The organism is Hymenobacter frigidus (assembly GCF_014640435.1).
Lineage (GTDB): Bacteria > Bacteroidota > Bacteroidia > Cytophagales > Hymenobacteraceae > Hymenobacter > Hymenobacter frigidus.
In genome coordinates this window covers 123,129-149,753 of the sequence record NZ_BMGY01000008.1, presented here as the reverse complement: position 1 = coordinate 149,753, position 26,625 = coordinate 123,129, and the positions used below count along the sequence as shown (strand labels likewise).

Here is a 26,625-nt window from a genome sequence, read left to right as displayed (position 1 = left end):
TTGCACAACCAACCGGGCTTTTCCCGCGCCCATGGCCAATAGGGCACGGGCGCGGGTAATTTTACGACTCTTGTGGGTGCCTTTTTTGATAATGCTCCGCAACGTGGCGTGGTCGGCGGGGGGTAAAATGAGGGGGGCAGCAGGGCGGGCCATGAGGGGGAAGGAGCAGGTACGCTGCCTAAACTAATAATGCTGTAATTAAGTTGTCAGAACACTAGTTTGCGTCTCTACATCGTTCTCGCGAAACTTGGTGAGGAGTGTAACCAAAGCATCACACTTCAGGACCTCAACCAATCAGCGCCGCCGTCTTATTTTCGAAACTGTTCAATCAGGCGTTTCAGGCCGGGCTGCTCCCGTAGCTCGGGGAAGTAGTCGAATAGCAAAATGTGCTGGTCGAAGTTCAGTGTGAGGGCCGTTTCCAGCGTGTTGTAGGCTTCGCGCATGCGGCCATCGGCCAGCAGGTAGGCACACAGCATGTACTGGAAATGTGCTTCGTGCGGGTGGAGCTCCACGGCATGGCGCACCAGCTCCACCGCTTCAGTAAAGTGGCCCTGTTCGTAGAGAATGGCACTCCAGCTCACCCAGCCTTGGGCATCTTCGGGGGCTACCTCGGTGGCTTTTTCATAAGCCTCCAAGGCGCTCACCACGTTGCCCACCTGGTTTTCGGCCGCACCCAGCGCCGACCAGTATTCGCCACTTTCGGCGTAGAGCTCGGTGGCCTTGCGGAAGTAATGGATGGCTTCGAGCCAACGGCCTTGCTCTTGCATCAGCACGCCCTGGCCAAACCAGGCCTCGTCCATTGCCGGGTTGATTTCCAACGCCTGGCGGTAGTAGCGGCGGGCCGGCTCCCAGTCACGCAGCTTCTCGTAGCACTCGCCAATGTTGCACAGGGCCTCATCGGTAGGCTCGCCGGTAGGGTACGCCAACTCGAACTCCGGAATGGCTTTCAGGTACTCCTGCTGGCACACAAAGGTGTCGGCCAGCCAGTGGTGGGCATCGTGAAAGTCAGGGCTGATAACTACGGCGTAGTCGAACGCCTGAACGGCTTTATCAAAGTCCTCGCGGCGGTACCAATACTGCCCCAAATTGTACCAGGCTGTGGCCGAATACGGGTCTTCGTCAGTGAAGCGTTGAAAGAACTCCTCGTGCTCCTCCAGGCGGCCCGTAATGTCAAGGCAGTGCAGCAGCTCCTGCACCCCGGTTTCATTATCGGGGTTGAGGCGCAGGCTCTGCTTGTAATGCTTGGCCGCACTCTTGAACTTCTGCCAGCTCTGAAATGCCAGGCCGAGGTTAAAGTGAATGTCCTCGCGCTCGGGCTCCTGCTCCAGGCCCGCCCGGAAAAACTCAACGGCCTGCGCAAACTCACCGCGTTGCGTGCTGATGATGCCCCGCGTCACGGCCACGTCGGCGTTGGTGGGGTCTAGGTCGGCTACGTGGTCAATCTGGCGCTCAGCCTCCGTGTAGTCGCCCCGCATGGCCGTTACCTGGGCACGGTCAATCAGCAGTTCAGTAGAGAAGGGGTATTGGCCCAAAGCCGCTTCGCAAGCTTGTAGGGCTTTGTCGAATTCGGCGTTGGTAACGTAGTGGTCGATGATGTTTTCAAAGTCTTCTAAATCGAAGAAAATAGACTCATGCTGGGCTACCATGCGCTCGAAGCGGCGCACGGTATCCAACACAGCCCGGTGATTCTCAAAATGTTCGTTCATGCGCATAAGTCACGGAATTTTCTCAGGATAGTCGGGATAGGAAGCCAGCTTTTCGGGACTCAATTACCCACGGCTCAGCTGGGTTTCCAAGGTACGTTTTTTCGGCAGTTTCTCTCTATTGTAACTCATAACAATTGTGCGCGAAATCCGTGCAATCCGGCGTGCAATCCGGCAAATGTTGAGGTGGCTAATGCCTGATAACTGCTGCTGGAGCCGCATGGTTTTGAGCCAGTCCAGCGGCACACCAGGTCAGCGTTTCGGCGAGTGACCGAAAGCCGAGGTCAGTAGCCCCCTGCACCTTAGTATGGGCGTACACCACGGGCTGGCGGCCCGCCCGGGCCGTGTCCCTGGTGATGAGCGGGCGCGCGCCGGTGAGTACGGCGCGGGCATGCTCTAGCCGCCAAATTACTTCGGCTGCCCAGTCAGGTACGGCCACGGAAGGTGGCCGGCGGTGCATGGCGGCAGCGGCTTGCTGGAAAAAATCAGCCAGCGGCACTGCTTCGGCACTCAGAATGTAGCGCTCGCCGCTGATTTCGGGGTGGTCGAGGGCCAGGGCCAGCAGCTGAGCTGCCACGTCGCGCACATCCACAAAATTGACCAGGCCCCGCGTGTAGAAACGGTGCTGCTGGTGGGCGTAGCGCAACAGGCGGGTGCTGCTGCGGTGCCAGTCGCCGGGGCCCAGCACCACAGAAGGGTTTACAATGACGGCCGACAAGCCCTCGGCCACGCCGCGCCACACTTCCAGTTCGCCCAGATATTTAGACGTGGCATAGGCGGGATGAGCAGCGCCCAAGTCCCAAGTGGCCTTTTCCGTGATGGGTTGAATAATGCCCGCCCCCACGGTTTCGCTAGCTCCCGCCCCGCCCAGCGCTGCCACCGATGACACGTGGGCCAGCCGAATTCCGGGGTGCGCCAGACAGGCATCGACAACCGCCGCCGTGCCCTGCACATTCACGGCCAGCAGTGCGTCTTCATCCTGCGGCGCATACGATACCAGCCCGGCGCAGTGAAATACGTGGCTTACCTCGGGGGTAAGCACGCTTCGCAGTAATTCGGTGTCAAGGAGGTCGCCAGCTACCCATTCTACGCCTCGGGCGGCTCTGGTGGGTACTTGGCCCCGGTGCAGGGCGCGCACGGCCAGCCCCCGCGCCCGCAGCGCGTGCAACAGAAACGAGCCGATAAGGCCAGTGCCGCCGGTAACAAAAATCATTTCTCTTGAAAGTCTTACAGCGTATTGTTCAGCAACGGAAGTTGCCGCAGCTTTGCCATGTGCGGCTGGGATAGGGTGCGTCGCAGCAGGGTATCGGTGTGGCGCAGGTGGTGGGTATCGGTACCCACAAAGTCGACCAAGCCACCGTCAACAAGCTGCTCGGCTACTTTTTTAGCCGCTGGCGAGTAGTAGCCCGCCAGTGAGTTCAGGTTCACTTGCATTAGCACGCCGTGGTCCTGGCGCAGTTTCTCGATTTCTCCAAAGCGACCATACAGGTAGGTATAACGCTCCGGGTGAGCCAGCACTGGGCGGTAGCCTTGGGCTTTCAGCTCAAATATGGTTTCAAACAGATTGAGTGGTTCGTTCATGTACGACGTTTCAAACAGCAGATACCGCTTGTCGCCGCCGAAGGTGAGCATTTCGGTGCCATCGGCCAGTTTGTGACCCAGGAATTCGTCGAGGTAATACTCAGCCGCGCAATCCAGTTCTACATCGCCCAGGCCGGCGGCGGCGGCGGCGGTGCGCAGTTGCTCCAATGCCGCCCGAATGCTTTCCGGGGTGTTCTTGTAAAAGTCACCCATAATGTGGGGCGTCATTATCAGCTTCCGAAACCCGAGCTCACGCAGGGCGCGCAGCAGGTCGAGGGAGTATTCCACCGTTTCGGCCCCATCATCGAGGCCGGGAAGTAGGTGCGAGTGCATGTCGGCCCTGAGCCACGCAAGGGTGGGTACGGCGGCCGGGGTGGGTGCTGCACCACCAAATAGCCGTTGCCAAAGCGAAGACATTGAACGGAAAATCGATTAAGTGAAGAACTTCTTCAGCTTCTCGCCAAAGGTGAGTTTTTTAGCTTCGGTTTCTTCGTAGTAACCCTGGCCATACGCCCCGTAGCCGTAGCCATACCCGTACCCATAGCCGTACCCGTAGCCAGCCCCGGATTGGGCGTCGTTAAGAATAGTGCACATGCGCGTTAGGTTGTTACTACGCATCAGCCGGTTCATGTTATTAACGAAGGCTTTGCGCGAATAACCTGCCCGCACAATGTAGAGGGGGATATCCGCCTTGCGCATAATCAAAATTCCATCTGTCACCAGTCCAACGGGCGGAGTGTCAATTAGAATAACATCGTAGGTCAGAAACAGCTGCTGAATCATCAGGTCAAACCGGTCATTCAGAATCAATTCCGATGGGTTTGGTGGCGTAGGGCCCGCTGAAATAAATTGCAGCGACTCGATGGTAGTAGGTTGAATACACTCCTGGATAGAATGGCGGTCGATGAGTATGGTACTCACGCCCCGCGTGTTTTCCGCTCCAAAAGCCAGGTTCACCTTGGGCTTGCGCATATCCAGGTCGAGAATGATGACCTTTTGCCCCGACAGCGCGATGATACCGCCCAAGTTCACGGTAACAAAGGTTTTGCCTTCGCCCGAAATGGTCGATGTCACTGAGATGAGCCGTTTCTTCTTTGCTGAGCTAATGAAATCCAGGTTCGTTCGAATCGAGCGAATAGATTCAGAGATGGCGGACTTAGGATTTTTGTCCACCACCAGGCGCGATACTTCCATCTTCTCCTTGTCGTAGGTCGGGATGATGCCCAGCACCGCTGCTTTGGCGTTGCGCTCCAGCTCCCGCACGTTGGTGATGGTGTTGTGCATAAAGTAGCGCACCGCAATCAGGCCAAGGCCCAGCAACAGGCCACCCGCCAAGCCAGAAGCATATACGATGAGCTTATTGGGGAAAATCGGCTCGGCTGGAGGCGAAGCTGGTGACAGAATCTGGAAGTCGGCGGTGTTGCCAGCTTTCATGATATTAAACTCAATCTTTTTGTCAAACAGCATCAAAAACGACTTGCTGTAGAGGTCTAGCGGCCGTTGCAAGCGTGCCAGTTCAGTGGCTTTGGCAGGTAAGCTTTGCAACAGGCCATTGAGTTGGCCCTGTTGCTGGTCAAACAGGCTTAGCTGGCGCCGTAGCAGCTTTTGGTCTTGCACCAGTAGGCGCTTGATGTTGTTGCGGGTATAAGTTAGGTTGGCCTGCCGCTGTTGCACGGCTTCGGTTTTGTCGGTGCTGGAGCGCAGTACGCGTCGCAACTGCCACTGCTGGTCGTTCAACTCAGTCAGCGCCTGTCCTAGCTGCGGGTCTTCGATGCCCGCCAGGCCCGGGAGGCTTTGCTCCACCGTTTCATTTTCCGAATTCGTGATGCGGTCTTGGTCGGCCAAACGACTTATTTCTGACAAAAGCGCCATCTTTTGCTCTAGTTTAGGCCGCTCTTCCTGTAGTTTTTCTAGTTTTTGCCCAATAGCCGCCAAGTCAGATTTTACATCGTATGTCTTTGTTGTTTCAGTAAATTGCTGTAGCTGGTCTTCAGCGTTCTGCAGATTACGTTGATTCGAACTTAACTGGTCATCCAAAAACCGCAACTGCAGTTCCGTCGATTCTTTTTTACGAGCCAGCTTTTCCTGTAAGTAAACAGTGTCAATCTTATTGACAATACCTTGAGCCTTAATAGAGTTGAAGTCCGTAAAAGAAATCTGAATGGTATTTGCCTCTGGATTCACGATTTCCACGGCCAGGTTTCTATCCAAAAACGCATTTACTGTGCCCTCATCCTGAATCGTGAAGTGATAGTCGGTGTCAAGACTAGCCTCCGTCAACTGCGGCGTGCCAGTTATCTGCATCTTGATGCCCGGTAGTGCAATATCTTGCCCCAGATTATATTCGCCGCCCAACTGACGACCTTGGCCCATAAATTCGAGGCTAAATCGTTGCGGTCCGGTAAATTTTAAATTAAACTTGCGATTGTACAGTGAAGGGTCGGATATGGCGTAATGCACTTTAAAGGGTGATACGCCATAAAGCTCAGTCTCCAGCACAGTGCCCTGAGCATAGTAGTTCACATCCAACGCCAGCGAGTCCTTTAGGCGACGGTAGATGATGCCGGACTTGATTAGCTCAACCTCACCAGCCAACTTGCCACTGCGCGCTTTGTCGGCAGAGGCGGGGGCCATTTGGCTAGCCAACCCGAGCGCGCTGCCTTGGTTGCTTTCGTCGATTTTAAGCAGCGAAGCCGACTTGTATACCGGCTTGGTGTAGCGCAGGTATAGCCAGGAAGCGGTGGTGCCCAATAGTATCAATAGCAACATCCAGAGCAAGCTCCGTCTTGCCACTAGCACCAGCGTAGAAATATCTAGTCCAGGTGCCTCATCTTCCTCGCTTTCAGAAGCGTTGGCAAAGGGTGCTGCCGGCGGAGCCGTTGGCCCACCCGTCGCATTGCGAATGAGTTCTTCCAGTTCCGTATTTTCGTTTGTAGCCATTGTGTTGATTTTGCCAGCTCAGGCTCCAGATAGTAATTGGCGCTAACGATAATGCTGCTGCTGCTGCAGCTTGCAATAATAATGCTGATTTTCTAGCGTCTTATCTGGGTGATAAGGAACAATGTAGTAGTTAGAACCAAACTGGTTAGGCTCAAAAGTGGACCGGCCTCCGTAAGTGCATCCAGCAGGGGCCGTCGGATGGGTTCTACGTAAATAATGTCGTTGGGCTCAACCTGTAGGTTAGCGCGCCGCATGCCGTTGAGCGTTGACAAATCAATTTGCTGCACGCGAGGGTTTTTCAAGTCGCCCCGAATTATACGGATATTGTCAGCCCGGCCCCCATTTCGGTAAAGTCCAGACCCGCCACCGCCACCGCCACCGCCACCATCTACACCACCTGCCAGGGCCAATACCTCCAGCAAATTCATGTTGTCGTTGGTCAGCGAAATAACCTGGCCACCAGAGGCACCAAGTACCACCACTCGGTTATTGGCGACACGTGTACTCACAAACGTCTCTTTGTAGTACTCGTTGAAGCGAATGGCCAATACACTGTCGGCCTGTAGCAACGACAAACCGCTGAGCCGAATGCGGCCGACCATGGGTAGTACAACGGTACCATCGGCCTGTACCAAAAATTCGGAGCCGCCAGTTGATGCTCCCGCACCTTGCCCAGTATTACGAGCGCTACGCGCCCCACCGCCTTGGCCACTGCCTTGGCCACCGCCTTGGCCACCGCCTTGGCCACCGGCTGGGGCGCTACTGCGGGGAGAGAGCCCGCCGCTGGGCTGACCAAATTGCAACTCGCCGTTAGGGTCAAGAATCCGTTCGCCTTTGTTAGTGTTCACTCGGACGTCCAAAATATCATCGGCCTGGATGACGTAGTTGCGCTCAGTTCGGTTCACAGCAATTCGCAGCTTGGTACTGTCCAGCTTTTGGCCTTGGCTATCGGTGAGGCGAAAAAGTGTACGTTGCTGATAGTATTTCGTAGAAGCGCACGACGAAAAAAGCAGCAGTACCGGCAGTGCCAGCAGCCACAGCCGCCCGAGGCGACGAAGAAAGTATGTCGGCATAAAGGCCAATGAGTGCGAAGTCAATACGAAAAAAATCAAAAAAACGGGTTGCGTTGTTCCGGTTCTCCTCAAAAAGCCTCAAAAGTAACGCTTTTGCGGTGCCCATTCAAAAATCGCGCAATATGGGAAAGGATACCTGTGCCGTTTTCAACTGCTTGAATCGTACTTTCGCAGGCCCGAAACCTTGAATTATTTGTTACGGGCAACCTACTCAACTGCTTTATCTTAAATCCCACCCTTAGTTTCATACATTAACAATGGAAGCCGTAGCCACCGAAAACCAAACCATGATTGCGCAAATGGTGCGCGACTTTGGGGCCCAGCACATCAAGCCCAACATGATGAAGTGGGATGAGAGCCAGGAGTTCCCTATCGAAGTGTTTCACAAACTCGGCGAACTGGGCCTGATGGGCGTGTTGGTGCCCCAAGAGTACGGCGGAGCCGGGTTCGGCTACATGGAGTACGTCACGGCTATTGCCGAACTAGCCAAGATTGACGGCAGCATTGGCCTGAGCATGGCCGCGCACAACTCGCTTTGCACCGGCCACATTCTGCAGCATGCTTCCGAGGAGCAGAAGCAAAAATACTTGCCCAAGCTGGCCTCCGGCGAGTGGATTGGGGCTTGGGGCCTCACCGAGCCCAACACGGGCTCCGATGCTGGCAACATGCGCACCACCGCGGTGCTCGACGAAAGCGGCGATAACTACATCATTAACGGCGCGAAAAATTTTATCACCCACGGCAAATCCGGTAATGTAGCCGTAGTGATTGTGCGCACCGGCGAGGTAGGCGACTCCCACGGCATGACGGCCTTCATCATCGAGCGCGGCACGCCGGGCTTCGCAGCTGGCCGCAAGGAGGATAAGTTGGGCATGCGCGCTTCGGAAACCACAGAGCTGATTTTCACCGATTGCAAGGTGCCCAAAGAGAATGTCATCGGCAAAGTGGGTGACGGATTTGTGCAGTCGCTGAAAGTGCTCGACGGCGGCCGTATCAGCATCGCCGCGCTCAGCCTGGGCATTGCGCAGGGCGCAATGGAGGCTGCTACCAAGTACAGCAAAGAGCGCCACCAATTCAACCAGCCTATTAGCAGCTTCCAGGGCATTGCTTTCAAGCTGGCCGACATGGCTACCGAGATTGAAGCCGCCAGCCTGCTCACCTACCGCGCTGCCGACATGAAGGACCGGGGCCAGAACGTGAATCTGGAGTCGGCCATGGCCAAACTCTACGCCTCCGAAGTGTGCGTGCGCGTAGCCAACGAGGGCGTCCAAATCTTTGGCGGCTACGGCTACACCAAAGACTACCCGGCCGAGAAATATTACCGCGACTCCAAACTCTGCACCATTGGCGAAGGCACCAGCGAGATTCAGAAGCTGGTAATTGCGCGTGCTTTATTAAAATAAAACGACAGATTTGACTGATTTGAGCAAATCTCAAGGGTTTTCCAGACGCACACAATCAGGCATACAATAGCTCTGGCAGTGAATCGACTACAAAATCCGGGAAATCCGTTTGAATCCAATAAATCCCTGATTATCTTTGCGGCCCGGTTTTACGCCGTTCCCCTTGCCAATCTCCCTCATTCCCTGATATGATTATCATTCAAATCAAAGACAACGAATCGGTTGACCGCGCACTGAAGCGCTTCAAAAAGAAGTTTGAGCGCACGGGCGTTCTGAAAGAATTGCGTCGTCGCACGTTCTTCCAGAAGCCGAGCATCACCGGACGCAAGATGAAGCAGAAGGCTGTTTACAAGCTCGCCACCTACGGCCAGCCGAACGAATAGCCCCGCGTTTCGCACCGCGTTGGCGTTGTAAAAAACCGGCTAGTTTGCCTCTATTGGCAAGCCGGCCGGTTTTTTCACGTCCATACAGTAGCGTTTTGCCAGAAGAAAGTAAAAAAACGCTACATTGGATGCCCGGCCCAGTCGTCGGGCATTTCTGGTGTTGGTATGGATGCTTTTCTTGATTTTTTACGGTTTGAGCGGCGCTACAGCCCCCACACCATTGTCTCGTATCAAACCGACCTGGGTCAGTTTGCGGCCTACCTCGAGTCGGCCTATGAGCTGGCCGATACTGCGCAGGCCACGCACCCGCTCATCCGCGGTTGGGTGGTGGAGTTGATGCAGGAAAACCTGGACCCGCGCACTGTGAACCGCAAGGTGGCCTGCTTGCGCTCCTACTACAAGTTCCTGCTGCGCACAGGCTGTATTGAGGCCAATCCCATGCTGCGCATCAAGGCCCCAAAAATGGCCAAGAAATTGCCCGATTTCGTGCCCGAAGACGCGTTGAACGGCCTGCTCAACTCGTTTGAGTTCGGAGACGACTTTGCCGGGCAGCGCGACCAACTCGTACTTGAGATGCTGTACGGCACGGGCATTCGCCTTTCGGAGCTCATTGGCATTCATGCCGACGACGTGAGCCTGGGAGCCAGCACCGTGCGCGTGACCGGCAAGGGCAACAAGCAGCGCCTGGTACCACTCAACCCCACCTTAAAGCTGGTGATTGAGCACTACCAGGCTAGTCGTGCCCGCGAGTTTGGCTCCGTGGTCGGGCCCCTGCTGCTTACCGACAAGGGCGATGCCATGTACGAAAAGTTCGTGTACCGCACCGTGAAGCACTACCTGAGCCAAATTACCACATCCGGTGCGCAACAGCACCCACACGCCTTGCGGCATGCGTTTGCCACCCATTTGCTGGGTAAGGGCGCCGACTTAAATTCCATTAAGGAATTGCTGGGCCACGCCAGTTTGGCGGCCACGCAGGTGTACACGCACTTGTCCGTCGACAGGCTGAAATCCGTATTTGAACAGGCCCACCCACGGGCCTGAGTTTTGTTTACTCTTTTACCTCTTAATCACCCGCTTTATGAAAGTACAGATGCATTCGGTGCACTTCGACGCCGACCAAAAACTGCTTGATTTTGTTCAGCAACGCCTCAATAAGCTAGAAACTTTTTACGATAAAGTGACGGAAGGCGAAGTGATTATGCGCCTCAACAACAAGGACGGAATAGAAAATAAAACCGTCGAAATAAAGCTGCTGGTGCCCGGTAATATCCTTTTCAGCCAGGAAGACGCTGCCTCGTTCGAAGCCGCTGCCGATGCCGCTACAGAAAGCCTGCGTCGGCAAATCACCAAGCACAAAGAAAAAGCCTTGGCACATTAATGGAACGTAGCTCACGCTTCAGCTTGTGTTGTTAAAACGAGAAACCCCGCTTACCGAAAGGCAGGCGGGGTTTTTATTTGTCACGGTGGGCACAAGCTGAAGCGTGCTCTACAGCGCGAACTCCGCTTTAATCTGAGGCACGTAGTCAAGCTTCTCCCAGGTGAAGGTTTCGAAGGTTTTTATTGTGCCATCTTTCATGGTGGCCTGCACGGTGCCGGGCTGGCGGCCCATGTGACCGTAAGCCGCCGTTTGAGCAAAAATGGGGTTCTGAAGGCCGAAGCGCTGCACAATAGCATACGGGCGCAGGTCGAACAGCTTGTTTACTTTTTCAGCAACCTCGCCGTCGGAAAGGGCTTTTCCATTGGTGCCGGTCGCCTTGGTGGTGCCGTAGGTGGTTACAAAAACGCCCACGGGCTGGGCCACGCCAATAGCGTAGGCCACTTGCACCAGCACTTGGTCGGCCACGCCGGCGGCTACCAGGTTCTTGGCGATGTGGCGGGCCGCATAGGCTGCCGAACGGTCCACTTTGGAGGAATCCTTGCCGGAGAAAGCACCGCCGCCATGGGCACCCTTGCCGCCGTAGGTATCCACGATGATTTTGCGGCCAGTGAGGCCAGAATCGCCGTGGGGACCGCCGATGACAAACTTGCCGGTAGGGTTGATATGATACGTAATCTGGTCGGTGAACAGCGCCTGTGCTTCGGTACTCAGGCCCGCTTTCACGCGCGGAATGAGGATGGCCAGCACATCGGCTTTAATCTTAGTCAGCATGGTGGCTTCCGACGGGTCAAACTCGTCGTGCTGCGTGCTGATGACGATGGTGTTGATGGCCTCGGGGCGGTGGTCGTCGGAGTAGCGAATGGTGACCTGGCTCTTGGCATCGGGGCGCAGGTAAGTCATTTCGTGTCCTTCGCGGCGAATGGCTGCCAACTCTTGCAGCAGGCGGTGCGAGAGGTCGAGGGCCAGGGGCATGTAGTTGGCCGTTTCGTGACTGGCGTAGCCGAACATCATGCCTTGGTCGCCGGCACCCTGGTCTTCGTTCTTGGCGCGTTCCACGCCTTGGTTGATGTCGGGCGACTGCTCATGCAGGCGGTTCATCACCTCGCAGGTATCGGCGTTGAAGAGGTATTCGGGCTTGTTGTAGCCGATGCGGCGAATGGTTTCGCGAATAATGGGCTCAGCATCAACGTGGGCTGTCGACTTTATTTCGCCGGCAACGAGGGCGAAATTCGTGGTCACAAGGGTTTCGCAGGCTACCTTGGCAGTGGGGTCCTGGCGCAGGTATTCGTCGAGAATGGCGTCAGAAATCTGGTCGGCAACTTTATCGGGATGGCCTTCCGAAACCGATTCGGAAGTGAACAGATAGGGCATTGAAAGCGCGAAAAGAGCGAAAGAGATAAAAGAAGGACGCCCGCCAAGTCGAAACCGGCGGGCGGGCGTGGCACAAAACTACGGAAATCCGAGCTATTAGCCTTGTCACTAGCTATGGAAAAGGGTCTTTAGTCCGCTTGGTACCCGTACTATTGGCCTGGCTACAACTGCGCCAGTCGGCCACCGTCCACAACCAGGGTGGTGCCGTGTACGAAGCTAGCTTCGGAGGAAGCCATGAAAGCAATGGCGGCGGCCAACTCCTCAGTCGTGCCCACGCTGGCTTTGTCAATCTTTTCGGCCCCGCTTTTCACATTGGGGTTGCTCCAGAGCATGGGGGTGTCCACAGCGCCGGGAGCCACGGCATTGATGCGGGTTTGCTTGCGGTCAAGCTCCTGGCTCATGCCGCGCACGAAGGCTTCGAGGCCGCCCTTGCTGGTAGCATAGGGTACCACATTGGCCGTGGTCTGGTGAGCGTGCACTGAGCTCACGGCCACGATGGCGCTGCCCTTGGGCATGTGCGGCAAGCATAGTTGGGTGAGTTGAGCCAATGAGCGCAGGTTCACCAGCATCAGCAGGTCCCACTGGGGCAGAGGGAGGCTCAGTAGCGGGTCGAAGGTCATCATGGCTGCGTCGCACACCAGCACGTCTATCCGCTGGTATTTGGCCAGTACTTTTTGCACCGTGGCCGATATGACGCGGGGCTTGGCCAGGTCGCAGGCCATGAATATGGCCTTGCCGCCGGCTTTGGTGATGAGCCGGACCGTTTCGGCCCCGTCGATTTTGTCACGGCCCAGGACTATTACCTGGCCGCCTTCAGCCCCGAGGCGTAGGCATACAGCCTGGCCAATGCCCGAGGTGCCGCCCGTAATCAGGCATACTTTGTCTTTGAAACGCATCGCAAATAAATGGTTGGTAAGCACCGCCCCGAAGCGGCCGTAGCTTTACGCAACCCGGGCAACTACGGCTAAGTTTTTGGCGTGAAGCAACGAGAGTAGCAATACTACGCCGCCGCCACTTTCTCGCACACCAGCACCACGGGCCGGCCGCGCAGGTCGGTGGTAGCAAATAAATATACCTCGCCACCTTCGCGGATGCCGGTACGGCGCCGGAAGTCGGCCACCGAATCGGGGAAGTTGCGGGTCGTGACGTGGGCCCGGACTTCCGGGCCCAGGTGCGCCTTGAGCGCCGCGCCATCGGCTTTTTCCACCGCAAGCACCCGAAAAATACGACCCGGAAAATCAGCTCGCAGTACATCAGACGTATATAGGTGGCTGTGCTGGTGCAGTTTCAGCAGCTCAAAGGCGGTGCCGACGCTGCGAAATGCGCCGGCTTTGAGCACCGCCGCATTGGGCTCGTAGAGGTACTGCTGAGCCTCGGCGTAGCGGGGGATGGCGCGGGCCTCACGGGCGCGGTTGAGGCGAAATTCCTGCTGGCTGCCGTCGCGGCGCAGGTTCAGGGCGTGGCGCTCGGGGTCCACGGCGGGCTCCTGGCCCAGCTCGTAGAGCACCTCTTTCACTTCGTTTTCCACGGCCACTACCCAGAGGCGCCGCACGTGGCCCAGGCCCTGCACGGCGTGCTCAATGTCGAGCATGGGCGAGGTCTTGAGCAGGACTTTATCGGCCTTATGCAATAGCAGGGGCAGCAGCTTCACCACGTCGGGCTCGCAGTCGCGGAGCAGGAAAATCTTGCGGGCGGCCGTATCGCGCCGGGCCGGGTCGAGATACAGCCAGTCGTAGTGGTGCGGAGTACTCTTGAGAAACGCCAGGGCATCCGTGGCGTGTACCGTCACATTAGCAAGCCCCAACAGGCCAAAATTGTAGCGCACTACTTCGGCCAGGGCCGGCGTGCGCTCCACGTAGTCGACCTGCGCCACGCGCGTCGCAAATGCCGCCGAATCGGCCCCAAAGCCGCCGGTGAGGTCGGCCAGCCGTTCTCCGCCCACCAGGTCGGCTTTAAAAGCTGCCGTACGGGCCGAAGAAGCTTGTTCGACCGACAAAGCGGGTGGGAAAATCAACTCGGCGTTGTCGGCCCACTGGGGTAGTTTGGCGCGGGCTTTTTGGCGGGCCTGAATCTGCCGCACCAACTCGGGCACGGGTAGGCCGGGGTGGCGGCGGGCTTGGAGGGCCAGGTGGGCGGGGTCGTCGTGCAGGTGCGCGGCCACGTAGCGCCTGGCCGCTTCGGGCAGGGGGTAATCCATTTGGCAGGCTATACGGAAAAACGCGGCGGTTAGCGCAAGGCCCAACGCAGGGCCAGCAGCGGCTGCCCCGTGGGCGAAGCCGCCAGCCCCATGGTCGTGGGTCGCAGGCGCGGCCACGGGCTGTGGTGGGCAATACCGGTGTTGTGGGCCATCACGGCGCGTTTCAGGTGCGAATTGGTATTGCGGTTAATAAAAGTTGTGGCCAGTACGCTGGCCGCAAATAGGCCAATGGCCGCTTGCTGCGTTGTGTTGAAATACTGCCGCTCGCCATTGCCCAAAATCTGTTGGCCATAAAGACCAAAAGTACCCACGGCCACGAGGCGGTCAATCAAAAACAGGGTTTTTTGGCGCCGGTAGTCGTTGAGGTGCGCCAGGGCCTCGGGGTTGCCAACCAGGTAGGGTCGCAGGTTTTGGCCAAAAAAACCTGCTGATTTGTAATTATTGCCGCTAGTACCGGGAGCCAGGAAATCGAAGTTGTGCTGCGGCCCATTCAAGCCACGTTCGGCATCTTCGGGGAGCAGTTGAATGGAGGACGGGGTATGCTGAGCTAGTGCCGGGCTCAATAAACTGACTGACAATAGTATAATGGTCACGTTGCGGAGCCACCATTTGGTGGTAGCTAGCCGGATATTTTTGTGCATGGTACAAATATAATAGGGTAATCGAAGCTAGAAATACCAAGTCAACCTAACAATTTCTATTGCCCAACTCAACAAACTCTGGTAGCCCTGCGTTCAGTCCCAACAAGCCGGGCCCTCCCCGGTCGAACGATACCTCATTAACCACCGCTAATGTTCATGGAAACATCTTTCATCTTCCGTCGCGCCATCCAAGCTTTGTTGCCGGCTACCTTGCTGCTCGCCTCCTGCGGCAAAAATGACGCGCCTGCGCCGCCGGTAGCTCCCGATACAGCCAAGGTATTGGCCGTGCACGGGGCCGTAAACAATTCAACACGCCCAATCAAGGTCACGGTGGGTGACAAAGAAGGCCCTTCGGTGACTTACGGGACTAATACCCCATACCAAACTATTGCGACGGGCAACTTAGCCGTAAAGGCCGCAATTGATGCATCGGGCGGGGCCACGCTGTACAACATGCCGCAAGCCGTGGTAAAAGACAAGAGCTACTCGTTTTTTGCTTACAGCATTCCGGGGCAGTCAACCGGCACTGTGTCGGGCCTGTGGGTGGAGGATGTGCTTACGGCTCCTGCTACTGCGACGAATGCGAAGGTGCGGTTGGTGCATATTGGCCAAGACCTGGAATCTCCGCTAACGCTGAGCAGAACCCCAAGTGGGGGCGGCGCATTAGCAGCCGTGACCACGGCTACCGCTGTTGGGCAGGCCTCTGCGTTTGTTGAAATACCGGCTGGCACAGCCAGTTACAACTTGGCCAACAGCAACAATAGTGCTATTCAGCCAGCTTTTGGCGGGGCAATTTTAGCCACTCCATTCGTCGCCGGGGGAATTTACACCATCGTCGTACGTGGCGCTTCGGTTGCCGCCGCGCCTACCGATAACGAGAAATTCACCTTACAGCTGATAAAGCATAACTAAAGCGCTTGTGGACTTATCGCAAAGAGCCCGCGCCTTTTGGCGCGGGCTCTTTGCAGTTCAGCCGTGAACAAATAGAGTATCTTTGCAGTTGAAACGCGAATCAATAACTAATCTATATCATGGTGGAAACCACGACGAAAACGTACACTCCGTACAAAGTAAAGGACATGGAGCTGGCGGCCTGGGGCCGTAAGGAAATCCGCCTCGCCGAGGCTGAAATGCCCGGTTTGATGAGCCTGCGCGAGGAATTCGGCACGTCGCAGCCCTTCAAGGGCGCGCGCATTGCCGGCTGCCTGCACATGACCATCCAAACGGCCGTGCTCATCGAGACCCTCACCGCGCTGGGCGCGGAGGTGACGTGGTCGTCGTGCAACATCTTCTCGACTCAGGACCACGCCGCGGCCGCCATTGCCGCCGCCGGTGGAGCGGTATACGCCTGGAAAGGCATGACCGAGGAGGAATTCAACTGGTGCATCGAACAAACCCTCTTTTTTGGGGAAGACCGGCAGCCGCTGAACATGATTCTGGACGATGGTGGTGACCTCACCAATATGGTGCTGAACCGGTTCCCCGAGCTGGCCGCCGGCATCAAGGGCGTTTCGGAAGAAACGACGACCGGCGTGCTGCGCCTGTATGAGCGGGTGAAAAACGGTACGCTGAGTTTCCCCGCCATCAACGTGAACGACTCGGTCACGAAGTCGAAATTCGACAATAAGTACGGCTGCAAAGAGTCGGCCGTGGATGCAATCCGTCGGGCGACCGATGTGATGATGGCCGGCAAAGTGGCCGTAGTGGCCGGTTACGGTGACGTAGGAAAAGGCACCGCCGCCTCGCTGGCCGGGGCCGGAGCCCGCGTTATCGTGACGGAAATTGACCCCATTTGCGCTCTGCAAGCCGCCATGGACGGCTTTGCGGTGAAGAAACTGGCCAACGCCGTGAAGGAAGCCGACATCGTGGTGACGGCTACCGGCAACTGCGACATCCTCACCGAGGAGCACTTCCGCAGCCTGAAGGACAAAGCCATTGTCTGCAACATCGGCCACTTCGACGACGAGATTGACATGGCGTGGCTGAACGGCAACTACGGCCACACCAAGGACACGGTGAAGCCCCAGGTTGACATCTACACCATCGAAGGCAAAGAGGTGATTATCCTCGCCGAAGGCCGCCTCGTGAACCTGGGCTGCGCCACCGGCCACCCCTCGTTCGTGATGTCGGCCTCGTTCACCAACCAGGTGCTGGCCCAGCTGGAGCTGTGGGAGCGCAACGACCAGTACGAAAACCAGGTGTACACCCTGCCCAAGCATTTGGATGAGAAAGTAGCCCGCCTGCACCTCGCCAAAATTGGGGTGGAGCTGGACGAATTGACCACGCACCAGGCCGATTACATCAAGGTAACGGTGGAAGGTCCGTTCAAGTCGGACTTGTACCGCTACTAAGGTTCTAAAGTTTAATAAAAAAGCCTCACCAGCATTGTGCTGGTGAGGCTTTTTTATGGCCTAAGCCTTTTTATGGCCATTGGTGGTGGAAGCTTCGCAAGATATGCTTTCACGTAGCGGTTTTTGGGGAAGAATTTCAACGTTCTAGTGCCGTAATACCGGCAGATTTCAGGCTCGTTTAACTTAAAATAACATTCTGTTAGGTAGCCTAACGCCTGCTCGTAAAGCATGGGCTCCTGCGTGAGCTCATTCAGCGAAGCTGCTCCGGCCAAAAAGCGGGCGATATTGTAGGCTGCCGGGCCCCATTGCGCTTGGTCCATCTGCAAGGTGCCAAGCTTCCAGTATGCCTCAAGGAACCAGTAGTCGATGGTTGCGATAGAATCGTTCTCGCCATTGTCTCGGTCTAAGCTGCGAATGAGCTGCTGATAGACAACAAAACTCTCGGGTTTCCGCACCTCAGTAGCGTACAGCGCCCGAGCATATTGGAAAAGGAGAAAAGGATTTTGGGTTTCGTTGGCTAGTCCTGCCGTTAATCGAGTTGCCGCGTTGTTAAATTGGCCTTGCGCATAAGCGGCCCGAGACGCCGCAAGTGCCGAACCATACGTCGCCGACTGCTCCATGGGTAGCGGGTCGGGTTGCATCAGGTGCTGACCAGCCACCGCAATTTGTTTGGCTGTAGCATTGGGATTTGGAGAAGCGTGTTCCTTTAAAAGCGTGTTCTTGACATAAGGCAAAACGGCATCGGGTGTCATCAAATGGTATTGCGCCTTGCTGGCCAACGGCAGTAAGATGCCCCCAAGCAAGTATATCCGAAGCCAGACAGATTGGTGTGATGGCCGTACTGTTTGCATATGAGCAAAGATTGAGCTACAAGGACCACAGCTAAAAGCCAGCCTACTTCACGTCCGGCGTCACGCCCATGTTGGCGTAGCAGAAGCTCCACACGTCGGCCCATTCGGCGATTTGCAGCTTGGTGCTTTTGCCGGCACCGTGGCCGGCGTTCACGTCTACGCGGATTAGGGTGGGGTTGGGGCCGGTGTTGGCGGCTTGCAGGGCGGCGGCGAATTTGAAGGAGTGCGCGGGTACTACCCGGTCGTCGTGGTCGGCGGTAGTGACCATGGTGGCGGGGTACACGGCGGGCTTCAGGTTGTGCAGAGGCGAGAACTTGAGGAGGTTTTCAAATTGCGCTTTATCGGCCGAGGTGCCGTATTCGGGGGCCCAGTTCCAGCCGATGGTGAAGGTTTGGTAGCGCAGCATGTCCATCACACCCACGGCGGGCAGGGCCACTTTGCAGAGGTCGGGGCGCTGGGTCATTACCGCGCCCACCAGCAGGCCGCCGTTGGAGCCACCGGCCATGGCGAGGTGTTCATAGTCGGTGTACTTGTTGGTTTTGAGGTACTCGGCGGCAGCAATGAAGTCGTCGAACACGTTTTGCTTGCGTGGGGTCATGCCGGCCTGGTGCCAGGCTTCGCCGTACTCGCCGCCGCCGCGCAGGTTGGGGATGGCCAGCACGCCGCCATTTTCCAGCCACAGCATGCGCGCCACCGAGAAGCCGGGCGTGAGCGAGATATTGAACCCACCGTAAGCGTAGAGGTAAGTCGGGTTCTTGCCGTTCAGCACCACGCCTTTTTTGTGCACGATGAACATGGGGATTTTCGTGCCGTCCTTGCTTGGGTAAAATACTTGGGTGGTCACGTAGTCCTGCGGGTTCACGTCCACTTTTGGGGCGCGGAACACGGTGCTGGTGTTGGTGGCCAAGTCGTACTTATAAATCGTGGTGGGGTACGTGAACGACGTGAAGGCGTAGTACACGGCCTTGGCATCGCGCCGGCCGCCGAAGCCGCTGGCTGTGCCGATGGCCGGCAGTTTCACATCGTGCTGAAACTTGCCCAACTCCGAATACACCTTCACCTGCGAGCTGGCATCGTTCAGGTAATCAGCAACTAGGCGGCCGCCCACTTGGGTCACATTCTCCAGCTTGTTCTTGGCTTCGGGCAGCACGTCGTGCCAGTTGGCTTCCTGCGGCTTCTTGGGGTCGATGCGGACGACGCGGTAGTTGGGGGCCTTGTAGTTGGTGTACACCAGCACCTCGCCGCCCACGTTGCCGATGACGCTGTTGTTAAATTCGTAGGAAGGAATAAGCGTGGTCCAGGTAGCAGCCTGCCTGGGGTCGGCGAGGTCGCGCACCTGCAGGCGGTTGCCATCCGCTTTGCCATCGGTGAGGCTGAGGACGAGGAACCGCTCATCTTCGGTAGCGCCGGCCATGCGGAAACCCAAGGCCATTTTGGGGTTTTCGTACACCAGCTTGTCAGCCGACTGCGGCGTGTTCAGCTGGTGGAAATAGACTTTGTGGAATTCGTTTTTGCCCGACAGATTGTTTTCGCCGGTTTTGGGCGCGTCGTAGCGCGAGTAGTAGAAGCCGTTTTTGGTCCATGACGTGCCGGATACCTTCACCCAATCCAGGGTTTCGGGCAGGAGCTTGTTGGTGGTCAGGTCCATGATGCGGACCTTGTGCCAGTCGGAGCCGCCGCCGCTGGTGGCGTAGGCCAAGTAGCGGTGGTCGTTGCTAAACTCGGTGCCGGCCAGGGCGGTGGTGCCATCGGCCGAGAACTTGTTGGGGTCGAGCAGCAGCTGCGGCTCGCCGGTGCCGCGTTGGCGGTAGAGCACGGCTTGGTTCTGCAAACCGTCGTTTTTGCTGAACACCAGCTCCGGACCCACTTGCTCGGGCACGCCGAACCGCTCGTAGTTCCAGATTTTGGTGAGCCGCTCCCGGATTTTGTCCCGGAACGGAATTTGGTTTAGATAACCAAACGTCACCTCGTTCTGGGCCGTCACCCACGTCTTAGTTTCGGGCGAGTCGAGGCTTTCGAGCCAACGGTAGGGGTCGGCTACTTTGGTGCCGAAATAGGTATCGGTGAAGTCGGTTTTGCGGCTTTCGGGGTATTTCACGGGAGGGTAAGCAAGGAGTTCGAGGCCGGTGAGGCGGCTGGGTTCGCCGTACTCAGGCATAGTAGTTTCGGTGAGAGCCTGGTTTCGGGGCAGGGTGTTGCGGGCCGGGGGCGTGGTGGCGCGGCAGGCTGTAGCAGCCACTATCATGGCGAGCAGAGGTAAGGCAGCTTTCATAAACAGTTGCGGGAGGATTAAGAGGTGAAAAACAGGCGTACTATTTTTTATTTAATTGAGTAGAATCCGGTAACTGACAATAGGCCAACGGGTCTAGTCCAGCTGCACATCGTCAGCAATGGGCTGATTTGGCTTGGCCGATTCTGCCGCTGGAACCGACCTGGGCTCCTTATCGATGGCCGTAACAACCGGCTGAGCAATGGCCGAAGCCACCAGCTCGGGCAAGTTAGCACGCAGCCATTTCAGCTCCTCGTCCACGCGCTGGCTCACCAGGCGCTCCACTTCCAGGCGTTGGGCGGGGCTGAGCTGGTCGAGTACCGGCGTAGCTGCCGCCTCGGGGGCTGCGGCCAGTACCAGAGCTTCGGCGCGCTTCACGCGGGCCACCGAATCGGCCACGGCGGCGTTGGTTTCGGCCGCGGCGGCCTGGGCGGTGGTGGCGGCTTGCTTGGCGACCAGGGTTTCGCGGCGCTGCTGGCGGCGCCATTGGCCCAAGGTCACGCGCAGCATTACATAGAGCACCAGGCTCAAAATGCTCAGGATGAGGGCCAGCGGGGCGGCAAAGCGGTTGAGCAGGCTGCCCGGGCCGGTGCCGGGCAGGGCGACGGCCGTGGTGCCGGTGGCGTCGCGCTCGGCGGCGGCCTGGGCTTCGGCGGCTTCGGCCGGGCCCACGGTAGTGCCGGGGGCAGCAGCGGTGTCGGCCACTTCGGGCATCATGGCCGCCTGCACGTCGCCGGGCGGCGTGCCCGAGGTCACGTAGTTGGTCAGGGCGGTTTCGAGGGCTTCCACGCGGGCCATGCGGGCGGGGTCGCGGCGGCGGGCGGGCGAGCTCTTCAGCTTGCTCACAATGGCTTTGGTGAGGGCGGCCAGCCGGGCGGTGTTATCCTTCTTGCCCTGGTAAATGCTGCTGCGGCCCTCAATGGGCTGAAACAACACGCTGTACACGCGCAGACTGTCGGGCCGAATGCTGGCCGTGAGCGCGTCGAGGTTGCCGCCTTCGCAGCGCACGGTGCTTTTGAGGTTGGGCCGGCCGGCGTCGTCGTACACGAAACGCACGGTGGCGCACCAGATTTGCACCTTGGCCTCATCGAGCGAGGGCTGACCGAGGGGCGTTTGGCCCCCGGCGAACAGGGGCAGGGCAACGGCACAGGCAATAAGCAAACGGCGAAAAATCATGCGCGACAGGAGTGGTTAAGTCCCGAAAAGTACGAAACGTCTGCCCAGCGTCTACCTGTTTCTTAGCTGTAATCGATTTCGGTGTTGTCGCCGATGTTCAGCGAGTGGTTCATGCCCCGAAACGAGGCGTCGGAGCCCACGATGCAGTCGTGCATCACGGCCGAACGCAATTCGGAGTACGTCCCGATGATGGAGTCGCTCAGAATGCAGTTTTTGATAATGGTTTTATCGCCAATGGCCACGTTGGGGCCGATGATGGAGTGCGAAATCTGGCAGCCGCGCCCGATGCTGACCGGCGGAATAATCACGGCGTCGGGAAACTCGGAGTAGTCGCGCCCCTCTAAAAACTCGGGCCGGTTGAGCAGGCGGGCGTTGGCTTCGAGCAGGGTTTCCTTGCGGCCGCAGTCGAACCAGTTATCCACCGGGCAGGTCGTCATGGGTTCGCCTTGTTCGATGAGGTGCATCAGCGCATCGGTGAGCTGCAGCTCGCCGTGGGTGCGCACGTCCGAATCGTGCAGCCATTCCAGGGCCTGGGCCAGCTTTTCGGGGTAGGCCAGCTTGTAGAGGCCCACCATGGCGTAGTTGGATTTCGGGATTTTGGGCTTCTCCACTACCTTGCTCACGCGGCCGTGCATGGTGGTTTCCACAATGCCGAACCGGGTGGGGTCCTTCACTTCCTTCACGGCCAGCACCGAGCCGGGCGTGGCCATCAGGGCGGGCAGGTCCACGTCCACAATGGTGTCGCCGAGCATGACGAGCACGCCGTCCTCGTCGTGGCGAAACTCCTCGCGGGCCAGCCACAGTGCGTGCCCGATGCCCTCGCGGGGCTCCTGCACCACAAAGGTGGCTTTCAGGTCGGGGTAGGTGCGGCGCACGTAGCGCACGATTTTATCGCCCAGGTAGCCCACAATGAACACGAATTCGGTGATGCCAGCGGCTGTCAGACGGTCGATAATGTGGCCCAGGATGGTATTGCCGGCTACCGGAACCAGACTTTTGGGCTGGGTGTGGGTGTGAGGACGCAGGCGCGAGCCAATGCCGGCAACGGGGATAACGGCTTTCATTTGGGAGAGGGGAGAGCGGGAAGGCGAAGACGGCAAACAGGCCGTAGCGGGCCGGCAAATGCCGCTCGCTGAGTAGCAAGCTACAACTTGACGGGCCAAGCTGCGTACTTTGCGCCGGACCCGATACCAAACCAATAGCACAACTGCTTGGTTTGCTCCACTACCCCCTGCCATTAATCCACTCAAATACCCAATTTCCTCAATTCATCACCATGAAACGTTTCCTTCTCTACTTCGCGGGCCTGGCCCTGTTGCTCACCCAGTCATCGTGCGGCTACAACGGCATGGTACAGCGCGACCAAGCCGTGAAAGCCCAGGCCGGCAACGTGCAAAGCTCCTACCAGCGTCGTAACGACCTCATCGGCAACCTGGTGAACACCGTGAAAGGTGCCGCCAAGTTTGAGCAGGGCACCCTCACTAGCGTCATCGAAGCCCGCGCCAAGGCTACCAGCGTGCAGCTGAACGCTAACGACCTGACGCCCGAAAACATCAAGAAATTCCAGGAAGCCCAGAGCCAGATGTCGGCCGGGTTGGGCCGCCTGCTGGCCGTGTCCGAAAATTATCCTGACCTGAAGGCCAACGCCAACTTCCAGGAGCTGCAGGCCCAGATTGAGGGCACCGAAAACCGCATCAACGTGGAGCGCAACAAGTTCAACGCCGTCACCAACGACTACAACACGTTCACCCGCTCGTTCCCGAACAACCTGTTTTCCGGGATGTTCGGCTTCCAGCCCAAGCCTTATTTCGAAGCCGACCCGGCCGCCAGCAAAGCCCCTACGGTTCAGTTTTAAGGTTTGGGTTTTTTGGTAAGAGGACGTCATGCTGAAAAAGAACGTCATGCCGAAAAAGAACGTCATGCCGAGCGCAGCCGAGGCATCTCGCTTGGTGGGTAACCCAATCGTTCAACGATGCGGGCGAGATGCCTCGGCTGCGTTCGGCATGACGTTCGGTTAAATCAAACTTAATAATGACCTCCTTTCTCACTCCCGCGCAGGATGCGGCGCTGGTCGCAGCCATCCGGCAGGCCGAAATCACGACCTCAGGCGAAATCCGGGTGCATCTGGAAGATACCTGCCCCACGCCCGAGCCGTTGGACCGGGCCGCGCAGGTATTTGGTGAGCTAAACATGCACAAGACGGCCGCTCGCAACGGGGTACTGTTTTATTTGGCCTGGCAAAGCCGCCAGTTTGCCGTAATCGGCGATGCCGCCATCAACTCCGTTGTGCCCGACGACTTCTGGGAAACCACCAAAGAGACCGTGCTGGAACAGTTCCGGCGCAAAAACTACGTGCTGGGCCTGGAGCGCGGCATCAAACTGGTGGGCGAGCAGCTGCAGCGCTACTTCCCCTACCACGCCCCGTCCGACCAGAATGAATTGGACGACGCCATTTCTTTCGGCGGCCCCGGGCCGTCCTCCGACAAATGAAAATTTCCGTGGCTAATGCCAGGTTAGATATCTGGCCACGCGTAGCAACCCGCACACCAGCGGGCAGCCGGTTGGCGTGGCCGTTGCTGTTGGCCCTGCTCTGGCTGCTGCCATTGATGGGCACCTGGGCGCAGGGCTTGCCGCCGCGCCCCAACCCGCCGCGCCTCGTCAATGACCTGGCGCGCCTGATGCAGCCGGGCGAGGCCGACGCGCTGGAGCAAAAGCTGGTGGCGTACAACGACAGCACATCGTCGCAGATTGCGGTGGTGACCGTGCCCACGCTCGACGGCAACGAAATTGCCGACTACGCTCAGAAACTCTACGAAGCCTGGGGCATTGGCCGTAAGGGCAAAAACAACGGCATCCTGATATTGGTGGCCCAGCAGGAGCGCGCCGCCCGCATCCAAACCGGTTATGGCCTGGAAGGGGCCGTACCCGATGCCTTGGCCAAGCGCATCATCAGCAATACGCTGGTGCCGGCTTTCCGCCAAAACCAGTACTACGCCGGCCTCGACCGCGCCACCGACCAGCTCATTGCCCTGGCCAAGGGCGAGTACAAGGCCGACCCGGCCGATGCCCGCCCCCGACGCTCGCGCGACGGTTCGGGCTCGGGCATCCCCTTTTGGCTGATAATCGGAGCAATGGTCATCATTTTCGTGCTCCTGCGCAACCGGGGCGGTGGTGGCGGGCGCGGCAACCGGGGCGTCGGCGGGGGCGGTTTCTTTCCGCCTTTCCTGCTCGGCACCCTGCTCGGCGGCGGCGGTGGGGGCGGCTTCGGCGGCGGTGGGGGCGGCTTTGGGGGCGGCGGGGGCGGTGGCTTCGGGGGCGGCGGGGGCTTTGGCGGCGGCAGCAGTGGCGGCGGCGGTGCCAGCGGCGACTGGTAGACTACTGCTCATCGGAAAGACCCGACAGACGATAATCAGAAGAATGTCATGCTGAGCGCAGCCGAAGCATCTTTACCGCAGCAGTAATCCCCTCATCAGGATTAGTTATGCGGTAGAGATGCTTCGGCTGCGCTCAGCATGACGTTCTTTTTTAAGAATACATTCTCTAATGGTCGCTCCGCACTCCTGCGGGAATAGTTGCCGCCAGCCGGTTTTCGGCCGGTGGCACGGGGCAGGAATAGCCGTGGTTATACGCGCAGGAAGGGTTGTAGGCGCGGTTAAAATCCAGCGTCAGCCCGCTGCTGCCCGCTGGCGGAATGCGCAAATCGAGGTAGCGGCCCCCGCCGTAGCTGCCGTGGCCGTTGGTGAGGTCGGTGAAGGGTACGAACAGATAGTCCTCAAAGCCGGGCCGCTTCAGTAAATCGACGCTTTGGTACACGCTCAGGCGTTGTGCCTGGCCATTCAGTACGAAGCGCAGCTCGCCGTATTTGCGGTAGAGCGGCCGGTGCGCGGTGCTGGTTTCCATAGCGAAGGGCCGGGAAGTAGAATCGCGCAACAGTTGCGCCTGCACCACATAGGCGTAGCGGGTGGGGTAGAAGGGCAGGGTGGTAAAAGCCTGACGCTCCGCCGCCGTGAGCGGCGATTCCTTGGGGTCAGCGAATTCCCGGTTGAGGTCCTGCTGAAACACCTGCACCAACTGCCGGTGCACAAGGCTGTCCGGCCGGGTTTGGCCCGCAACGAGGCGGCTCCAGAGTAGTAAAAGAATGGCGAAAAGCAGGGAACGATTCATGCCCCAAAGCTAGCCGACGGCGTGGCAGCTCGCTCGGTCCGGCGGAAGGCGTGGCGACGGGTTTCGCCTAACCTTTTGCGGTTAGGGTTAGTATCAGGACATATTCGGCCGTACCACGGCAGCCGGCACTTTCTTTCACTCTCTTCTTTCACTCACAGCCATGACTGCTTCCCGCCTTTCCCTCTTCGCATTCTTCCTGGCACTGGCCACCACGCTCACCAGCTGCGATGCCATCGGTAGCATCTTCAAAGCAGGGGCCTACACGGGCATCATTGCGGTGTTTATTGTGGTAGCGCTGCTGTTCTTCATTGTAAACAAGATGCGCGGCCCGCGGTCCTAGGAATACTCCAGCCGTTTGCATAAAAAAGGGGCGAATCCGTACTGGAATCGCCCCTTTTTTATGGGTAATGCGCGGGCGCGGTACTACGCGCCCTTCTTGCTGGGCATGGTTCCGATGATGTGGTCCCAGAGCGTGCTGCTCACGCCAAAGGCCACCTCGTCCTGCCGGTAGTGGTGCTGGCTGTGGTGCGTCCACCACACTTTTAGGAAGTTCTTGGGCGGCGAATATGCGTGGATGGCGTAGTGCACGAACAAATACATGGCGTAGCCGAAGGTGAAGCCCGCCAGCAGCCCGAACGCATACGAGCCGAAGCTGAGGCGGAAGATGAAGAACAGCAACGACACCACAAACACCGTGATGATGGGCGGCATCGCCAGCCGGGTCTTATCCTTGGGATATTCGTGGTGCACACCGTGCATGGTGTACTGAAACTTGGCCCGCCCCGGCGTGGTGGCCGGAATGTGGTAGAGGTAGCGGTGCACCAGGTATTCAGCGAAACTGAAGGCGAATAAGCCGAGCAAAAACAGCCCCAGCGCCGACAGCCCCGACATGAAGCCGTGCGCAATACCATAGTACAAGCTTAGCACCCCGGTAGCGGCGAAAATGCCTACTGGCAGGGCAATGTGCGTGTGCGAAAGGCGCTCCAGCACCGGGTTCTGGAAGAGCTGCGCCGAACCTTTGTGCTTGGGCCGCACGGTGGCAACAGCCGGCTCAGGGGCCAGCACGGTGGGTTCTTCGGGGGATACTGATTGCATAAGGGTAACGAGCGACGCAAGAATCAATTAACAAAATTACGCGCCC

General features: G+C 58.0%; 25 protein-coding genes. 10 read left to right on the top strand and 15 right to left on the bottom strand.

Going from position 1 to position 26,625, the window contains the following annotated elements; all coding sequences use genetic code 11:
- Window positions 1–308 precede the first annotated feature (308 nt).
- The 5 genes from IEW17_RS06675 to IEW17_RS06655 form a co-directional block, all read right to left on the bottom strand.
- Window positions 309–1,706 carry a tetratricopeptide repeat protein gene (locus IEW17_RS06675; RefSeq protein WP_188561260.1) on the bottom strand — a complete coding sequence of 466 codons (1,398 nt, stop codon included), beginning with the start codon at window positions 1,704–1,706 and terminating at the stop codon, window positions 309–311.
- A 187-nt stretch (window positions 1,707–1,893) separates the two neighbouring features.
- Window positions 1,894–2,916 carry an NAD-dependent epimerase/dehydratase family protein gene (locus tag IEW17_RS06670; protein ID WP_188561259.1) on the bottom strand — a complete coding sequence of 341 codons (1,023 nt, stop codon included), beginning with the start codon at window positions 2,914–2,916 and terminating at the stop codon, window positions 1,894–1,896.
- 14 nt (window positions 2,917–2,930) lie between these two features.
- Window positions 2,931–3,701, bottom strand: a complete 771-nt coding sequence (locus tag IEW17_RS06665) for a tyrosine-protein phosphatase (RefSeq protein WP_188561258.1) — start codon at window positions 3,699–3,701, stop codon at window positions 2,931–2,933.
- 15 nt (window positions 3,702–3,716) lie between these two features.
- Window positions 3,717–6,224 (bottom strand): polysaccharide biosynthesis tyrosine autokinase, encoded by a 2,508-nt coding sequence (locus IEW17_RS06660; protein ID WP_188561257.1) that lies wholly within the window; start codon window positions 6,222–6,224, stop codon window positions 3,717–3,719.
- Between the two features lie 92 nt (window positions 6,225–6,316).
- Window positions 6,317–7,336, bottom strand: a complete 1,020-nt coding sequence (locus IEW17_RS06655; RefSeq protein ID WP_229748845.1) for a polysaccharide biosynthesis/export family protein — start codon at window positions 7,334–7,336, stop codon at window positions 6,317–6,319.
- Window positions 7,337–7,554: 218 nt separating this feature from the next.
- Between IEW17_RS06655 and IEW17_RS06650 the strand changes: the two genes are divergently transcribed.
- The 4 genes from IEW17_RS06650 to hpf all read left to right on the top strand — a co-directional run bounded on the left by IEW17_RS06650 (window position 7,555) and on the right by hpf (window position 10,464).
- Window positions 7,555–8,700: an acyl-CoA dehydrogenase family protein gene (locus IEW17_RS06650; RefSeq protein WP_188561256.1), complete on the top strand. Its 1,146-nt coding sequence runs from the start codon at window positions 7,555–7,557 to the stop codon at window positions 8,698–8,700.
- Window positions 8,701–8,888: 188 nt separating this feature from the next.
- Window positions 8,889–9,083, top strand: a complete 195-nt coding sequence (gene rpsU, locus IEW17_RS06645; protein WP_188561255.1) for a 30S ribosomal protein S21 — start codon at window positions 8,889–8,891, stop codon at window positions 9,081–9,083.
- Between the two features lie 165 nt (window positions 9,084–9,248).
- Complete coding sequence (locus IEW17_RS06640) at window positions 9,249–10,127, top strand: tyrosine-type recombinase/integrase (protein WP_188561254.1); 879 nt, start codon at window positions 9,249–9,251, stop codon at window positions 10,125–10,127.
- A gap of 37 nt (window positions 10,128–10,164) precedes the next feature.
- The gene (gene hpf / locus IEW17_RS06635) at window positions 10,165–10,464 is read left to right on the top strand and encodes a ribosome hibernation-promoting factor, HPF/YfiA family (protein ID WP_188561253.1); all 300 of its coding nucleotides are present in this window, start codon (window positions 10,165–10,167) and stop codon (window positions 10,462–10,464) included.
- Between the two features lie 108 nt (window positions 10,465–10,572).
- Here hpf and metK read toward each other — a convergent pair whose 3' ends face one another.
- The 4 genes from metK to IEW17_RS06615 form a co-directional block, all read right to left on the bottom strand.
- Complete coding sequence (gene metK / locus IEW17_RS06630; RefSeq protein ID WP_188561252.1) at window positions 10,573–11,835, bottom strand: methionine adenosyltransferase; 1,263 nt, start codon at window positions 11,833–11,835, stop codon at window positions 10,573–10,575.
- Between the two features lie 161 nt (window positions 11,836–11,996).
- Entirely contained in the window at window positions 11,997–12,731 is a 735-nt protein-coding gene (locus IEW17_RS06625) for an SDR family NAD(P)-dependent oxidoreductase (RefSeq protein ID WP_188561251.1), read from the bottom strand.
- A 104-nt stretch (window positions 12,732–12,835) separates the two neighbouring features.
- Window positions 12,836–14,032 (bottom strand): class I SAM-dependent methyltransferase, encoded by a 1,197-nt coding sequence (locus IEW17_RS06620; RefSeq protein WP_188561250.1) that lies wholly within the window; start codon window positions 14,030–14,032, stop codon window positions 12,836–12,838.
- Between the two features lie 29 nt (window positions 14,033–14,061).
- On the bottom strand, window positions 14,062–14,673 hold the full coding sequence (locus IEW17_RS06615) for a hypothetical protein (protein ID WP_188561249.1): 612 nt from the start codon (window positions 14,671–14,673) through the stop codon (window positions 14,062–14,064).
- Window positions 14,674–14,829: 156 nt separating this feature from the next.
- Here IEW17_RS06615 and IEW17_RS06610 point away from each other — a divergent pair, with 156 nt between their 5' ends.
- The gene (locus IEW17_RS06610; protein ID WP_188561248.1) at window positions 14,830–15,585 is read left to right on the top strand and encodes a DUF4397 domain-containing protein; all 756 of its coding nucleotides are present in this window, start codon (window positions 14,830–14,832) and stop codon (window positions 15,583–15,585) included.
- A 119-nt stretch (window positions 15,586–15,704) separates the two neighbouring features.
- Window positions 15,705–17,024 (top strand): adenosylhomocysteinase, encoded by a 1,320-nt coding sequence (gene ahcY / locus IEW17_RS06605; RefSeq protein ID WP_188561247.1) that lies wholly within the window; start codon window positions 15,705–15,707, stop codon window positions 17,022–17,024.
- 53 nt (window positions 17,025–17,077) lie between these two features.
- Here ahcY and IEW17_RS06600 read toward each other — a convergent pair whose 3' ends face one another.
- From IEW17_RS06600 to IEW17_RS06585, 4 genes are all read right to left on the bottom strand, one after another.
- On the bottom strand, window positions 17,078–17,803 hold the full coding sequence (locus tag IEW17_RS06600) for a hypothetical protein (RefSeq protein ID WP_229748844.1): 726 nt from the start codon (window positions 17,801–17,803) through the stop codon (window positions 17,078–17,080).
- A gap of 115 nt (window positions 17,804–17,918) precedes the next feature.
- Window positions 17,919–20,147 (bottom strand): prolyl oligopeptidase family serine peptidase, encoded by a 2,229-nt coding sequence (locus IEW17_RS06595; RefSeq protein ID WP_188561245.1) that lies wholly within the window; start codon window positions 20,145–20,147, stop codon window positions 17,919–17,921.
- Between the two features lie 93 nt (window positions 20,148–20,240).
- Complete coding sequence (locus tag IEW17_RS06590) at window positions 20,241–21,320, bottom strand: hypothetical protein (RefSeq protein ID WP_188561244.1); 1,080 nt, start codon at window positions 21,318–21,320, stop codon at window positions 20,241–20,243.
- A 62-nt stretch (window positions 21,321–21,382) separates the two neighbouring features.
- Window positions 21,383–22,384, bottom strand: a complete 1,002-nt coding sequence (locus IEW17_RS06585; RefSeq protein ID WP_188561243.1) for a sugar phosphate nucleotidyltransferase — start codon at window positions 22,382–22,384, stop codon at window positions 21,383–21,385.
- A 212-nt stretch (window positions 22,385–22,596) separates the two neighbouring features.
- Here IEW17_RS06585 and IEW17_RS06580 point away from each other — a divergent pair, with 212 nt between their 5' ends.
- The 3 genes from IEW17_RS06580 (at window position 22,597) to IEW17_RS06570 (ending at window position 24,694) form a co-directional block, all read left to right on the top strand.
- Window positions 22,597–23,175 carry a LemA family protein gene (locus tag IEW17_RS06580; RefSeq protein ID WP_188561242.1) on the top strand — a complete coding sequence of 193 codons (579 nt, stop codon included), beginning with the start codon at window positions 22,597–22,599 and terminating at the stop codon, window positions 23,173–23,175.
- Window positions 23,176–23,351: 176 nt separating this feature from the next.
- The gene (locus IEW17_RS06575) at window positions 23,352–23,810 is read left to right on the top strand and encodes a TPM domain-containing protein (RefSeq protein WP_188561241.1); all 459 of its coding nucleotides are present in this window, start codon (window positions 23,352–23,354) and stop codon (window positions 23,808–23,810) included.
- A complete protein-coding gene (locus IEW17_RS06570) occupies window positions 23,807–24,694 on the top strand; it encodes a TPM domain-containing protein (RefSeq protein ID WP_229748843.1) in 888 nt (295 codons plus the stop codon). The genes IEW17_RS06575 and IEW17_RS06570 overlap by 4 nt, the downstream gene beginning before the upstream one ends.
- A 166-nt stretch (window positions 24,695–24,860) precedes the next feature.
- Here IEW17_RS06570 and IEW17_RS06565 read toward each other — a convergent pair whose 3' ends face one another.
- Entirely contained in the window at window positions 24,861–25,484 is a 624-nt protein-coding gene (locus IEW17_RS06565) for a DUF1684 domain-containing protein (RefSeq protein ID WP_188561240.1), read from the bottom strand.
- A gap of 160 nt (window positions 25,485–25,644) precedes the next feature.
- Between IEW17_RS06565 and IEW17_RS06560 the strand changes: the two genes are divergently transcribed.
- Entirely contained in the window at window positions 25,645–25,824 is a 180-nt protein-coding gene (locus IEW17_RS06560; protein WP_188561239.1) for a hypothetical protein, read from the top strand.
- Window positions 25,825–25,907: 83 nt separating this feature from the next.
- Here the strand turns inward: IEW17_RS06560 and IEW17_RS06555 are convergent, their stop codons facing one another.
- Window positions 25,908–26,579: a sterol desaturase family protein gene (locus IEW17_RS06555; protein ID WP_188561238.1), complete on the bottom strand. Its 672-nt coding sequence runs from the start codon at window positions 26,577–26,579 to the stop codon at window positions 25,908–25,910.
- Window positions 26,580–26,625: the final 46 nt, after the last annotated feature.